This window comes from Cellulophaga sp., from assembly GCF_039943695.1.
Taxonomy (GTDB): Bacteria; Bacteroidota; Bacteroidia; order Flavobacteriales; family Flavobacteriaceae; genus Cellulophaga.
Window position 1 is genome coordinate 36,122 of the sequence record NZ_JBDVAA010000162.1, and the last position, 15,891, is coordinate 52,012.

The 15,891-nt window shown below is 34.1% G+C and carries 9 protein-coding genes; 4 read left to right on the forward strand and 5 right to left on the reverse strand.

Features of this window, described 5'->3' with window-relative positions:
- Positions 1–11 precede the first annotated feature (11 nt).
- Positions 12–8,435 (forward strand): T9SS type B sorting domain-containing protein, encoded by an 8,424-nt coding sequence (locus ABJD66_RS11015; RefSeq protein WP_348131447.1) that lies wholly within the window; start codon positions 12–14, stop codon positions 8,433–8,435.
- A gap of 88 nt (positions 8,436–8,523) precedes the next feature.
- The gene (locus ABJD66_RS11020) at positions 8,524–9,132 is read left to right on the forward strand and encodes a hemolysin III family protein (protein WP_348131450.1); all 609 of its coding nucleotides are present in this window, start codon (positions 8,524–8,526) and stop codon (positions 9,130–9,132) included.
- Positions 9,133–9,139: 7 nt separating this feature from the next.
- On the opposite strand, the gene ABJD66_RS11025 is transcribed toward ABJD66_RS11020, so the two are convergent.
- Positions 9,140–9,568 (reverse strand): DUF4268 domain-containing protein, encoded by a 429-nt coding sequence (locus ABJD66_RS11025; protein WP_100895416.1) that lies wholly within the window; start codon positions 9,566–9,568, stop codon positions 9,140–9,142.
- A 3-nt stretch (positions 9,569–9,571) separates the two neighbouring features.
- Entirely contained in the window at positions 9,572–10,249 is a 678-nt protein-coding gene (locus tag ABJD66_RS11030) for a ZIP family metal transporter (protein WP_303543418.1), read from the reverse strand.
- A 74-nt stretch (positions 10,250–10,323) separates the two neighbouring features.
- Between ABJD66_RS11030 and ABJD66_RS11035 the strand changes: the two genes are divergently transcribed.
- Positions 10,324–11,487: a THUMP domain-containing protein gene (locus tag ABJD66_RS11035; RefSeq protein ID WP_232732617.1), complete on the forward strand. Its 1,164-nt coding sequence runs from the start codon at positions 10,324–10,326 to the stop codon at positions 11,485–11,487.
- A 98-nt stretch (positions 11,488–11,585) separates the two neighbouring features.
- Here ABJD66_RS11035 and ABJD66_RS11040 read toward each other — a convergent pair whose 3' ends face one another.
- Genes ABJD66_RS11040 through rlmD form a run of 3 tightly spaced genes read right to left on the reverse strand, consistent with a single transcriptional unit; the run spans position 11,586 to position 14,319 of the window.
- Entirely contained in the window at positions 11,586–12,380 is a 795-nt protein-coding gene (locus ABJD66_RS11040) for a DUF6048 family protein (RefSeq protein WP_100895419.1), read from the reverse strand.
- Positions 12,361–12,867 (reverse strand): DUF6452 family protein, encoded by a 507-nt coding sequence (locus ABJD66_RS11045; protein WP_348131456.1) that lies wholly within the window; start codon positions 12,865–12,867, stop codon positions 12,361–12,363. The genes ABJD66_RS11040 and ABJD66_RS11045 overlap by 20 nt, the downstream gene beginning before the upstream one ends.
- Before the next feature lie 39 nt (positions 12,868–12,906).
- A complete protein-coding gene (gene rlmD, locus ABJD66_RS11050) occupies positions 12,907–14,319 on the reverse strand; it encodes a 23S rRNA (uracil(1939)-C(5))-methyltransferase RlmD (RefSeq protein ID WP_100895421.1) in 1,413 nt (470 codons plus the stop codon).
- A 256-nt stretch (positions 14,320–14,575) separates the two neighbouring features.
- Between rlmD and rocD the strand changes: the two genes are divergently transcribed.
- A complete protein-coding gene (gene rocD, locus ABJD66_RS11055) occupies positions 14,576–15,856 on the forward strand; it encodes an ornithine--oxo-acid transaminase (protein ID WP_348131459.1) in 1,281 nt (426 codons plus the stop codon).
- Positions 15,857–15,891 lie beyond the last annotated feature (35 nt).

Sequence of the window (15,891 nt, forward strand, 5' to 3'; positions counted from 1 at the left end):
TGACTTAACCTATGCAACCAAGTAAAAGAAAACTTGCGTTATGTGCTATGCTATTAGTTTTTGGCTTTATAGTATGTACTAGCGCTATTGCTAACCCTAAAGTTTACGACTTTATAACAGACGTAATAACTTTTGATGATGCTTTATTTAAAGCACTAACATTGGAGGAGAAAAAAGAAACTCCTGCCAAAGAAAAAACAAACTTCTCCAAGTTTACTACTAAAACAGAGGCAAAAGCCAATACGCTGGCAGCACCTGTAATGTTTGCAACTATTATTAATGGAGCAAATGAAGAGAGTACTTGTCCTGATGATGGTAGTACACTTGCAAAATTCTTTTTATGTGGTACTGGGGATGATAGAACTGTGTCATTAAGTTCGTCAGGGGGATCATATGTATGGCAAAAATTAGGTTCAGGTTGTTCTTTTGTAGGAGCAGATGATTGCCCTACTTACAACAGTGCTTGTAGTGGAGATTGGGTTACAGTAGGTAATGACCCAACTTATTTATTAGATGCTAGTGATGCAGGGGTAGAAGGGGAGTATAGAGTACGTATAGGCTCTGGAGTTTACTATCATTTTAGAGTAACATCTAACCCATTAGATCCTCAAATAACATCAAAAAATATTATTTGTGGTAACTCAGGTAATATAGAAGTCACTAATGTACCTGCTGGGTATGAGTATAGTTTAAATTCTTCAACAGGACCTTTTCAAGATAGTCCTTCTTTTGATATTACAGCACCTGGAAATTACCAAGTGTTTGCACAGTTAAAAGATGCGCCAGCAACATCTTGTATATTTCCATCAGAAGTAATTACTATTACAGAGGAAACAATGACAGTAGATGTAACCAAAACAGATATTGTTTGTAGTGGAGAAAAAGGGAACGTAGGAGTATCTGTTTCTGGAGCAACAGGTTTTTATAGCTATAGACTTTTAAAAGGTGGAGTAACATTAGATACCTTTGGTCCTAGTGCTAATACAAATCATACTTTTAATAATTTAGGTCCTGGTACATACTCTGTACAAGTAGAAACTAATGATTGTGATGTAACCGTAACAGAAATTGCAGGTGACCCAATAACAATAGGTAATGGTTTAGATCCTATAGAAGCTACAGCTTTTGCAACAGATAGTTTTGGTTGTGGAGCAACAAGTGTAGATGTAACTTTAGATGTGTCTGGAGGAACGTCTCCTTTTCGTTATAGTTTAGATGCAGGTACAACTTATAGCTCTACTTTTGCTAGTTCGGTTGTATTTACAGTAAGTTCTGCAGGTACTTATAATATATTGGTAGAAGATGTAAATGGTTGTACAAAAGAAGCAGCCGTAGAAGTACAAAATATACCACCACCAGTTTTTAATGTAACGGCAGATGATGCTAATTGTGGTGGAGCCAATAATGGTAGGTTAACGGTGAACGTTACAAATAGTAATGGTTATGCATTAGAGTATAGTAATGATAATGGTGTAACTTTTCAAAATAGTAATGTGTTTTCTAGTTTAGCACCAGGTTCTTATGATGTTGTTGTTAGGTACGAGCAAGATACTTTTGTGTGTACAACAGCACCTGTAACACAAACAATAGGAACGCCTTCATCTATAATTTCATCTACATCAACAACAGCAGAACCAAGTTGTGGAAATGAAAACGGAGGAGAAATTACATTTGCACCAGCAACAGGTGGTACAGGACCTTATGAGTATAGTATTGGATCTGGCTTTGTATTGGGTAACACTGTTTTTCCAGGGTTATCACAAGGAAGTACATATACGCCACAAGTTAGAGATAGTAATGGTTGTGTAGAAACATTGCCAGATGTAACTTTTGCGGCATTAAATAAACCAACAGATATAGATTTTACTGTTTCTAGTATAGACTGTGCTACAGGTACAGCAACTGTAACTTTAGCTGTTACAGACGGAGGAACAATAACAGATTATGAGATTATAGCTCCAAGTCCAGTATCAAACGGTACAAACAATATATTTACAGGTTTAGGTATAGGTAGTTATACATTTAGAGTAACAGATGCAGGTGGCTGTTCTTACACAGAAAGTTTTGCTATTACAGATATCAGTTCTATTAAAGTTACTGCGCAATTACAAGATAATGTTACTTGTGTGGGAGATTCTGATGGTCGTGGACGTTTTGTTGTAGATGGTTTTTCATCTTCATACTCATATCAAATTGATGCTAATCCAGTTGTTTCTGGAGAGACAGATAATCTAATAAATGTATCTAGTTTAGCAGCTGGTAGCTACACAATTACTGTAACAGATGATGAGACCAGTTGTGTAGAAACTGCAACTTTAACAATAAATGAACCTACAGCAGCTTTGGCAATGGCTCCTACGCTAACTCCAATGAGTTGTGATAATAATAACAGAGGATCTATTAGAGCAAATGCATCTGGTGGATGGGGAGGTTATTCATATACATTAGAAAGACCCGGAACATTGTCAGATATAGGTCCAAGAAGTAACCCTAATTTTACAGGGTTAAGTTACCCTGGTGCCTATGTTTTAACTGTTGAAGATAGTGAAGGGTGCTCTACATCATTCAATTTTACGTTAACACCATTAAGTTCACCATCATTAGTGATAGATACTAGTGCATCAGATTTTTGTTTTGATAGTACAGATGCTGCAACTATAAATGTAACAGCTTCAGGAGGAGACGGAAATTATGAATATCGTGTAAATGGAGGAGCTTGGTTTGCAGGTTCAGCTACAGAAAATATTCCTGCTCCAGGTCCTGGTAGTTACCAAATACAAGTTCGTGATGGTAATGGCTGTACAGATACAGTAGGTAGAAACATTAGACCACAAACAACAACAACAGTTGCAATACAAAAAGAATTAACCTGTAGTTTAGTTCCGGGAGACGGAGATGCAGAAATAAGAGTAAATGTTTCTAACGGTAATACGCCTTACCAAACTTATGAAGTAAGTTATAATGGAGGAACTTACTCTGCAACAGTACCTTTTACAGGAGCTTCATTTGTGTATACTACTGCTTTAGAAGGAACATATCAATTTAGAATAACAGATAATGAGGCTTGTACAGTAGAAACAAATGTAATAACATTAAATCCTACAGAGCCAATTGCTGCTACTGCCAATGTTACAGATCCTACTTGTGGAGATGATAGTACAGGTAGTGTAGAATTAATAGCAGATACCACAGTTGGTGTACCTCCTTATCAATATAGTGCAGATAACACAACATTTACAAATCAGCCTGTATTTAGTAATTTATCTCCAGGTAATTATACATATTACGTAAGAGATAGTAGAGGCTGTAATATAGGAGTTCCTTTTACAGTAGGTCCTGCAGCACCGGCGGTAGATGCAACAGTAGATTTTACACCTCCAACTTGTGGTGTAGCTCCAGCAGACGGAGAAATAAATGTTACAGCCGTATCTAATGGTACAGCGCCATTTACATACACATTATTAGACACAGCGGGTAATGTTTTAGCAACTGTTGGCCCTACAGCGGCAACAACAGCTAATTTCCCTGGTTTAGCAGAGGGAGATTATGTTGTAGAAACTACAGATGCTAGTACTTGTGAAGACAGAGACGTAATTAATTTAAGACAAAATAGTTTAACAATAACTCCAGTACCAACACCAGGGCCAGATTGCTCTACAGCTTTTACTTTTTTAGTAGATATTGCAGGTGGAACAGCGCCGTATTTAATAGGTTTGGTTGGAGAAACATTAGTGTCTCCAAATGTAGATGCAGATACGCACGATTTTACAGGGCAAGTTGAGTATGGAATAACATATTTTGTTGAGGTTGTAGATGATAATGGTTGTAGATATATACAACAGATAGATCCTTTACCAACACTAGATCCATTAACTGTAGACGCTTCATCTTCAGCAGCATCTTGTTCTGTGCCAGACGATGCAGATATAGATTATGTAATAGATGGTTTACCAAACGGATCTGATATTATCATTAGTTTAACAAATACAGATACAGGAGCAGTTATTAGTGGTCCTATAACAGAAACTAATGTTACATTTCCACATTCTGGAACTTTTACAGGCTTGCCTATAGGTAATTATCAAGTAATAGTAACAGAAGACACAGGTACAGCTAATTACTGTAATGCAAGTGCTTTGGTTTCAATAACAAATGATAATCCAACACCAGTTGTGGAGCGTAATACAAATGCAAACTGTTTAAATCCAAACGGACAGTTAGTGTTGCGTGGAGTTGGTGGGTCGCCAGTATATACTTTTGGAGTAGTGCCAACAGGAGATCCAGCACCAGCCTTAACAACAAATAATGTATACGATTTACCACCAGGAACATATGATGTTTATATACAAGATAGTAAAGGATGTACTTCTTTATTAACAGGTGTTGTAGTAGATATGGATCCAGCCTTGGCAGATCCAACAGTAGATGTAACTAACCAATGTGTTGCCGTAGCAAATTATACTATAGATGTTACTTCGCCTTTAACAACACCAGGTGGTCCAGAAACTACTTTTCAATATGATATTGGTAATGGTTTTCAAGATAGTCCTAACTTTACAGTGCCAAATGCAGGTTCATACACAGTAACTGTGCGTGATGGTAATGGTTGTACAAGTAGTACGATTGTAGAAGTTTTCGATTTCTTTTCAATCTCAGCAAGTGCTTCATCACAACCATCATGTAATAATGCAGATGGTATTGTAACAGTAGAAACCACTGGCGGTAGTGGTAGATTTAGGTATGAGTTAAATGACGGTACAACTACAGTAACTCACGAGCCTACAGATACAGATCCAGAAGTTTTTACAGGTTTAGCACCAGGTAGTTATAGTATTACTGTTACAGATTTGGACTCTAATACAGCTCCATTATGTTCTGATATTACTACGGTAGAAATTATTACAGTTAATACACCAATTATAAGTAATACTGTTGTAGAAAATGTGTCTTGTAATGGCGCTGATGATGGTAGTATAACTGTAGAGTTAGATCCTGCTTCTGCTACAGATGCACCATTTACATATAATATTTATGTAGGGGCAAGTACAACACCATTACAATCTATAGAAGATCCAACTTTTGAAAATTTAGCACCAGGTACTTATCAAGTTGAGGTAGTTTCGGATAGAGGTTGTGCAGTGAGGTCTTTAGATATTGTTGTAGATGAACCAACTGTTTTACAAGTAGCTGTAGATGCACCAGATTTTACTTGTAATCCTTCAGCAAATTCATTTAGTACAACAACCATTACTATTTATACAGATGATAATGGAGATGGTACAGGAACACCAACAGGTAATGGCTCATATAGCTATAGCTTAAATGATGGTACTCCTTTTTATGACGGTACTAATTTTCAGTCTTCAAACACTTTTGAAATTATTGATAGAGGTGTAGACCAAACTATTGATGTTATTGTAAGAGATGATAAAGGTTGTGAGACTATAGAAACTATTACAATATTAACGCCTACAGACCTAACATTTAATTTTAATTTGTTAAGTGGTATTACTTGTGATGCTACAGGTGCAGGTTCGGCTCCAGGACAGTTAGAAATAATAATAGATCAGGGTCCTGGTAATTATGAGGTGCAAGTTTTGCCCCTTGGTTCTCAACCAGCGCAATTATCTGGTGGTACAGATCGTGTAGTTTGGGATGTAACAGTTCCTGGAGATTATATTTTTGCGGTAAGGGATATAGATAGCGGTACGTGTTTATTTGTTACACCAACAACAACAGTTCCGGACTTTAATGTTATAGAAGCCGTAATAAGTGAAGTTAAACCAGTTTCTTGTTTTGGTGCTAGTGACGGTGAAATAGGTATAGTAGTTAACAACTACTCTGGCGCTTATAATTACGAAGTGTTTTTAGTAGATAATACAGGAGCAGAAGTAACTACAGGTGTTACGGGTTCTTTTGATACTACAGCACCAATAACAACACCAGAAATTATAACAGGTTTACCTGCGGGTAATTTAATTGTAAGAGTAGAGGCGTTACAAACTCCGTTTTGTGATACATCTAGTAATACAGCACCAGTAAGATCACCAGATAGGGCATTAACAACTATGGCAGAGCAGACTGCTTATGTTACTTGTGAGGTTCCTGGATTGGGAGAAATTACAGCAACAGCAGATGGTGGTTGGGGTACTTATGAGTATCAATTAGAGAAAGAAACAGCAACAGCAGGTACATACACTGTTGAGGTTGCTTATGGGACTTCTCCAATTTTTAGTGACTTATCGGAGGGTAATTATAGAGTTAGTACAAGAGACGATGGTGGTTGTATTGTTTTTGATGATATAACACTTAGTTTACCAGTTGCAATAAACTCAGATATAGAAATAGTACAACCTTTACTTTGTCCTGGAGCAAATGATGGTGTAATTAGAGCATTTAATGTAACAGGTGGTGAAGATTTAGATGGTGACGGTGAAGAGTATTTATTTCAATTAAATAGATTAGATAGTTCTGGTACAATTACAAACACAAGTGGATTACAAGAGTCTGCTACGTTCCCTAACTTACCAGCAGGTTTTTATACCATTACGGTTTTTGATGGGTGGAGCTGTAGTTTTACAACACCACAAATATCAATAATAGATCCAGAACCAGTAGAGGCGGAGCTAGTGGAAATTACACCTCCTGGATGTGGAGATTTAGGAAGAATTGGTCTTAGTGTAACTAACCCAGTAGCCGGTATGGAGTATTTTTATAGAAGGTCAGGAACAACAGATGCTTTCGTTAGCTTTGGCGGTCCAGATGTGATATCAGTAGTTATTACTATTCCAGATATTGATGTAGATCCAGGACCATTCCAGTATGATGTTCAAAACGGAAACGGATGTCCAGAGCAGCAATCTAATGAGGTTGGTTTGGATAAAGCCCTTCCTTTGGTCGTAGCTTTAGATTTAGTTGATGCACAAATCAAGTGTCAAGGAGAAGCAACAGCAATTGTTAGATCAGAAGCATTTGGAGGAATAGGAAACTACAGGTATACTTTAGTTAATAACAATTTAGGTGGTGTACCTACAGTACCAACCGCTGCAGATATAGTTAGTCCAGAACAAGAGTCTGGTGTATTTAGAAATTTATCACCAGGTACATATTATGTATATGCTACCAGTGGAGGTTGTTCTGCAATATCTGATATTATAGAAATAGAGCCAAAAACACCTTTAGAGGTATTAGTAGCTGAGTCTAACCCAGTAAGTTGTACAGGAGATTTTGATGGTAGTATTAGAATTGAAGCTATAGGCGGAACAGGGGAAATTAAGTTCTCTATCTCAGATACTTTAAGTGAATTTTTTGTTGGTGATGAAAACCCTAACACAATTACTTTTGAAGATTTAGCACCAGGTACATACTCTGTTTTAATACAAGATTCTGTAGGTTGTAGTATACTAAGAGAAATTATTGTAGAAGAACCAGAAGTACTTGTTGTAGCAGATGTAGACACTACACCAGAGTTGTGTATTAACGCATCAGACGGTACAGCTACCTTGTCTATAGATGGTGGAACCCCTTTTGTAGATCCGGTAACTGGAGTTGAGTATTATGAAACAAGTGTAAACTCATCAGACCCAGCAGATTTTGTTAGAAATGACAACTTGTTTTTTGATAACCTAGCAGGTGGAGAAACGTATGTTGTGTTTATTAGAGATGCTAATTTCTGTGATACTAATGCTATTATAAATATAGATTACGGGGTAGATTTAAGTGCAACACCAATTATTGAATATGGTTGTAGTGGTATATTCCCTTTTAGTACAGTAACTATAGATATGGCAGATAGTAGTGTTATGTCAGATTTAATGTTTTCTTTGGATGTAGATGATATTGCTTTGGCAACGACACAAAATGTATTTGGAGATTTAGCACCTGATACCACGCATACAGTATATATATATCATAGTAATGGTTGTTCTACTTCAGTAGACTTTACTTTAGATGCTTATGATCCGTTAACTTTATCAGCAATTAAAACTGGTCCTAATGAGATAACAGCTTTAGCCCAAGGTGGGTACGGAGGATATACATATTTCTTTCAAGGAATTTCACAAGGAGACAACACAATATATCAGTTAAATGAAGATGAAACAGTAACTGTACGTGTAGAGGATGCTCAAGGTTGTGTAGTTGAGGTTAAGTTAGAATTTGAGTTTACTGGTAAAATAGAAATTCCTAATTTCTTTACACCAAATGGTGATAATGAAAATGATAGATGGGCACCTAAAAACAGAGAGTTTTTTCCAGACATAGAAATTATAATTTATGATAGGTATGGTAGAGTAGTAGCAAGGTTAGATGATGTTACTTCTTGGGATGGTACCTATGAAGGTAATGAGGTTCCTACTGGAGATTACTGGTATGTAGTTAATGCCAATGATAAAGAAAAACAACGTTATGTTGGTCACTTTACACTATATAGATAATTTTAAATTTAAAAGGCGCTTTTAGCGCCTTTTTTAGTTAATAGAGTCAAAAGTATTGGGTAATTTTGTACTGTAATTTATTGCTGTTATGAATGAAGAAAGATTAAACACTGCCTCCCACGCTATAGGAGTTGTTTTAGGTGTAGTAGGTTTATTTGTATTGCTCTATTTTAATACTAATAAAACAACATTTGCATTATTTAGTTTAGTAGTTTATGGAGCTTCTATAATAGTGCTTTACACAGCATCTACGTTGTATCATGCAGCAACAACCAAAACTTTAAAAGAAAAATATAGAATATTAGACCATAGTAGTATTTATGTGCTAATAGCTGGCACATATACACCTGTGGCGTTAATAACATTAGAAAGTGGTAATGGTTGGCTTATTTTTTGGGTTGTATGGGGTATTGCGCTTTTAGGTATTATTTTAAAGCTTTTTTTTACTGGTAGGTTTGAGGCTATTTCTCTATTGCTTTACTTAGCAATGGGGTGGTTAATTGTTTTAGACTACAGTAGCTTGGTAGCAAGCGTAAGTCCGTTTGCATTAAATTTATTAATGTTAGGAGGAGCGTTTTATACTTTTGGTATTGTATTTTATGCTATACATAAAATACCTTACAATCATTTTATTTGGCACTTGTTTGTGTTAGCAGGTAGTATTTCTCATTTTTTCTTTATTCTAACACTTTTATAAAGTTATTTTAAGATTTAATAATATCACTATAATCTTCAAAAAAAGCTTCAAACTTTTGCATATTTTCATTTAAAAAAACCATAGTTTCTTGCCATGTGTTTTTGTTGTGTATGCTAACATTTTCTTTAATTACATAAATTCTAGAAATCTCTTTTTTATTATCTAAGATATAAGAATCTTTAAAAATGGCACCGGGTAAAAAATCTGAAGTTAAAATAGACTTTAAAGAGGCTAGTTTTTCCCAAGTATCTATTTGTTTCTCTAAATCGTTATGTTCTAAATCTAAAGTAACCATTGCGTTTTTCTTATCAAAATAGAACTTAAAAGATAAATTTTTAATATCAGTGTTATACAAAGTCCATTTTCTTGGAAACGATTTTCCAAAAGAAATCCAGAATTCTTCCCGCAATTTTTTAGATTCTTCTCTACTAAACATATCTTAAATAAAATAAGCAATGGCTATACCAAAAATAATAACTAATAACTTTCTTAAATTAAATTTGTGACCCTCGGAACTTTCAAACAAAATAACAGTAGAAATATGTAGTAATACCCCAATAACTAAAGCAGTTATTTGTATCTGGTATGTTTTTAGTATAGTTAAATTATTACTTAATAAACTACCTAAAGGAGTCATAAAAGCAAATAGGGTAATAAACAATATTGCTTGTGCTAATTTAATTTTAGAATTAAGTAAAAAAATACTTAAAATTATAGCAATCGGAATTTTATGTACAAGTATGCCATACACAAAATTATGATTGTGGTGGTGTCCTAATGGCATACCTTCTAATAAGGAGTGTATAGATAAACTTATAAAAAGCATCCAAGGCAAATTAACGTTATCAATATTTAGGTGTACGTGACCGTGTTCTGCTCCTTTAGAAAAAAACTCTAAAAATATTTGTAGCAGTATACCTAACATAATAAAAACACCAACTTGTTTTGGGTGTCCGTGCTTGTATACCTCAGGAAAAAGTTCAAAAACAGTTATAGCCAATAAAAAAGCGCCACTAAAAGCTAGTAGTAATTTAAAAATTTCTTTATTTTTTGGTTTGGTAACGTAAACAAAAATAAAACTAAGTAATACCCCAAGAATAGGTAAAATATAAATCATATAAATACAATTTTGCAGACAAAATGCAATAAGGGGCAAAATTAATGTATTTTTGCGTATTCTTTAATATACCTATGGATAATTATAAAATGATAGCCAAAACCTTATTTGGTTTTGAAGAGATTTTAGCAAAAGAATTGCGCAACTTAGGCGCTTTAAATGTAAAAGAAGGCGTGCGTTGTGTCTTTTTTGAAGGAGATAAGGGTTTTATGTACAAAGCAAACTTATGCTTGCGTACAGCTATTAAAATTATAAAACCAGTAACTTCTTTTAAGGTTTATAATGAGCAAGATTTATATAGAAAAATGTACGCTATAGATTGGGGAGAGTTTTTAACAACTGATACCACTTTTGCCATAGACACAACTATTAAGTCTGATATGTTTACACACTCTTTATACGTGTCTCAAAAAGTAAAAGATGCTATTGTAGATAAATTTAGAGATACAGAAGGCGAAAGACCAAATGTAGATGTTAAGTTCCCAGATGTACGTTTTAATATACATATTCAGAATGATACTTGTAATGTAGCTCTAGATTCATCAGGAAGATCTTTGCACCAACGTGGTTACAGAACGGCAACCAATATAGCGCCAATAAATGAGGTTTTAGCTGCTGGTTGTTTGTTGCTAAGCGGTTGGGATGGTCAGTGTGACTTTATAGACCCTATGTGTGGTAGTGGTACTTTTTTAACTGAAGCTGCAATGATTGCCTGTAACATACCGGCTAATATTAATAGAAAAGAATTTGCTTTTGAAAAATGGTCGGATTTTGATGAAGATTTGTTTGAGAAGATTGTAGATAGTAGTTTAAACAAAACAAGAGATTTTCATTTTAAAATAAAAGGTTTTGATAAAGCACCTTCTGCTGTACGAAAAGCTCAAGACAACGTAGAAAATGCAAATTTAGATGATTATATAACTGTTGAGCGTAAAAACTTTTTTGATACAGAAAAAGAGATCAACGGTCATTTGCATATGGTGTTTAATCCGCCTTATGGTGAAAGACTAAATATAGAGATGGAAGAGTTTTATGCGAGCATCGGAGATACGCTAAAACAAAAATATCCAGGAACAGATGCTTGGTTTATAACATCTAACTTAGAGGCATTAAAACACGTAGGTTTACGTCCGTCTAGAAAAATAAAAGTGTTTAATAGTCACTTAGAATCTAGGCTTGTAAAATATGTTATGTATGAGGGCAGTAAAAAGGCTAAATTTAATAAAAGTGTAGATTAGTATTAATTAACTTTTATAAAGATATAAATACTAAAAAAGGTCAAAAACATATGTTTTTGACCTTTTTTTATGTAAAAAATAACTTTTTATATTGTTTACTATTTTTTTAGAGATTTTCTAGGTTTGCTATCTTCTGCAGGTTTGGATTCTTCTTCAGTTTGCACAGGTTCCTTTTTCTTTTTAGCTCTTTTATATAATGGTATTAAGTAGCTAATACTGTAATTATATCCAGTTCCAAAATTACTCCCTTCTGTAGTTTTATTAAATCCTGGTATCCATATATTAGCAAAACCATCAGCTGTTTTATTACTTAATAAATACCCTAAGCGTACACTAGCGCCTAAATATAAATTTTTAAATATCTCTACTTTAGTGCCTAAAACAAACTCTAACCAAGATGCATTTAAACCATCAAACTCAGATAAGTTTTCTGTGCCAGGCAAAAAATCATCTTGCCAATACCTATTACTATCATAAATTTGGTAACTGTTTACTTTTTGTTTAAATGTACTGTATGCGTATCTACCTCCAATGTAAATAGAGTTATTCATTCCATACCAATTATCGTATACATTTATATCTACACCTAGTTTTAAATAGCTACCTGTAGTGGTAAAATTAAAATTATCCTCATCTCTGGTGTTTTCTTCGTTACCAAGTTCTGCTGCAACATATAGGTTTTGAGACAGTCTGTAATCTCCTGTAATTTCTAAACCCTTGTAATCTTCTCTGTAGAAATTTTGAGCAAGCCTATTTAAGTCAACCCCTAAACGTATACCGTAAGGTTGCTCATAAACAAGCGTATCTTTTTTGTTTAAATCAATTGTTTTACTCTGGGCAAAGCCGTTAAAAACAATACTAAAAAGGAAAATACTAGTGATAAATTTTAACATGTGTTACGGCTATGTTTTCTACTTTGGTTTCTACTACTTCTACATTTTTAATCCAATTATCTGCATCTGCAGTAAGTGTGCTTGTTAAATCATTGTAATGAATAACATATCCACAGGCTCTAGAAATATAGACTTCTTTAGTCGTGTAATTAAACGTTACAGCATCTGTGTTACCTGTTTCGTCTCCATCTTCATTATCAGCAGAGTTAGAGATTAAATTATAGGTTGTAGAGGTTTCATTTATACGCAAAGGAATACTAATGGTTTTTAAATCGGTCCTGTCTACAACTGTGTCTACAGTGGTATCTTTACCTTCACCAACAACTCTAAGTTTAGCTACTGCTTTTTCAGTTTCTTCCTCTGCTTCAAAATCATAAAAATTTATAATTAATAAAGCAGTGTCACCGTCTACACAAATATCATCTTTTTCACAAGATGTAAAGCCTGTAAACAAAAGAATTGCGGCTAATATTCCTATTTTTTTCATCAATATATAGTTTGATTTCTTTTTAATTTGGAACAATTATTATGCCCTCTTTTTTAAAAGTACAACATTTTCTACGTGATGCGTTTGCGGAAACATATCTACGGCCTGTAATCTAGTAATCTCATACATATCATTCATTAATTCTAAATCTCTTGCCTGTGTAGCACTGTTGCAACTTACGTAAACCACTTTATTAGGGGCAATAGCTAAAATTTGTTCAACTACATCTTTGTGCATACCTTCTCTTGGTGGATCTGTAATAATTACGTCTGGTGTACCGTTTTGAGAAATAAATTCAGGATTAAAAATCTTTTTCATATCACCAGCATAAAAAACAGTATTATCTATTTTATTATGCTTAGCATTGGCTTTAGCATCTTCTATGGCTTCTGGTACAGCCTCTATACCAACTACTTTTTTTGCTTTTTTAGATACAAACTGAGCAATAGTTCCTGTACCTGTATATAAATCATATACTAGTTCATCACCGCTAAGTTCTGCAAAATCTCTAGTAATTTTATACAACTCATATGCTTGTTCTGAGTTAGTTTGATAAAAAGACTTTGGATTTATTTTAAACTGAAGACCTTCCATTTCTTCAAAAATATGGTCTCTACCAGCAAAACAGACAATGTCTTGATCGTAAATAGTATCGTTATGTTTTTGGTTAATTACATACAATAAGGCAGTAATTTCTGGAAACGTAGTAGCCAAGTGGTTTAAAAGTGCTTCTCTGTTTTCTTTATGATCATCAAAAAACTGAATAAGTACCATAATTTCTCCTGTAGAAGAAGTACGTATCATTAACGTACGTAACTCACCTGTATGGTGTCTAGGGTTAAAAAATGTCATATTAGTTTTAGTAGCAAACTCTTTAGTTTCTAACCTAATTGCGTTAGATGGGTCTGCTTGTAAATGACACTTTTTAATGTCCAAAATTTTATCCCACATACCAGGAATATGAAATCCTAGGGCATTACGGTCTTCAATTTCTTTGTCTGATTTTACTTCGTCTAAAGTTAACCACCTACTATCAGAAAAAGAAAACTCCATTTTATTGCGATAAAAATATTGTTTCTCAGATCCTAAAATAGGAGTAATGGTAGGCAATTGTAAGTGTCCAATTCTGGTTAAATTGTTTTCTACCTCTTTTTGTTTGTAAAACAATTGGTGCTCATAACCCATATGTTGCCACTTGCAACCACCACAAACGCCAAAATGTTCGCATTGTGGTTCTGTTCTTTTATCAGATAAAGTATGGTAATTTATGGCAGTACCTTCAAAATATGCCTTTCTTTTTTTTGTGGTTTGTACATCTACAACATCACCAGGAACGGCGTTGTTTAAAAAAATAACACGTCCGTCAGGAGCTTTTCCTATAGTTTTTCCTTTTGCACCAGCATCTACTACTTCTACATTCTCAAAAACTACTCTTTTTGTTTTTCTTCGCATAGCGCAAAAATAGTAGAATTATTTGTTATCTAAATACTTGCTTATTATTAATTATGAATAAAATTATAGCTAAATTTAATTTATTAGTTTCAATATTATTTTGACGAATTATAAATTAAAGACTAATTAATTATTAATGTCTTAATTTTTTTATGCCCCGTTAGCAATTTGTAATTTGCAGCACATTAAAAAATAAGGTTGATTTCTCTCCTTAAAGCAGGAATCGTTTAAGTTTTATATTTAAAAGAATTAGATTATGTCAATTATTCAAGGATCGGCATCTGCAGACGCAATTGCATTAGAAGAAAAGCACGGAGCACACAACTACCACCCATTACCTGTTGTATTAAACAAAGGAGAAGGTGTGTATGTATGGGATGTAGAAGGTAAAAGATACTACGATTTTTTATCTGCTTATTCTGCAGTAAATCAAGGTCATTGTCACCCAAAAATAGTTGGTGCAATGGTAAACCAAGCACAAACATTAACACTTACATCTAGAGCATTTTATAATGATATGTTAGGTAAATTTGAAAAATTTGCCACAGAAACATTCAACTATGATAAGTTATTGCCAATGAATACTGGTGCAGAAGCAGTAGAAACGGCACTTAAAATATGTAGAAAATGGGCTTATGAAGTTAAAGGCATACCTGAAAATGAAGCGGAAATTATAGTTTGTGAAAATAACTTTCACGGACGTACTACTACAATAATATCATTTTCTAATGATCCTGTTGCTCGTAAAAACTTTGGGCCATACACAGATGGTTTTATAAAAATTGAGTACGATAATTTAGCAGCATTACAAACAGCACTAGAAGGTAATAAAAATGTTGCAGGATTTTTAGTAGAGCCTATACAAGGAGAAGCTGGCGTTTACGTTCCTAGTGAAGGCTATTTAGCAGCAGCTAAAGAATTGTGTAAAAAACACAATGTATTGTTTATTGCAGATGAAGTACAAACTGGTATTGCACGTACTGGCCGTTTATTAGCCACTTGTGGTAATTGTACTTGTGCAGATAAAAATTGTTCTGGAACTCCAGAGGTTAAAGCAGATATTTTAATTTTAGGTAAAGCATTGTCAGGAGGGTCATACCCAGTTTCTGGTGTTTTAGCTAATGATGATATTATGAATGTTATTACTCCTGGTAACCACGGTAGTACATTTGGTGGTAACCCTGTAGCAGCTGCAATTGGTATTGCTGCTTTAGAGGTTGTTAGAGATGAAAAATTAGCAGAAAACGCTCAGGTTCTTGGTGAGTTGTTTAGAGAAGAGTTAGGTAAATTTATAGAAACTAGTGATTTAGTTACGTTAGTAAGAGGTAAAGGTTTATTAAATGCTATTATAATTAACGATACAGAAGATAGTTCTACTGCTTGGGATATTTGTATGGCATTAAAAGAAAATGGTTTACTAGCTAAACCAACACACGGTAACATTATTAGATTTGCGCCACCATTGGTAATGACTAAAGAACAGTTGTTAGAGTGTGTTGCTATTATTACAAAAACTTTAAGCGAGTTTAAAAAGTAATAATTACTTCTAAAAAAAATAATAAAATTAAAGCA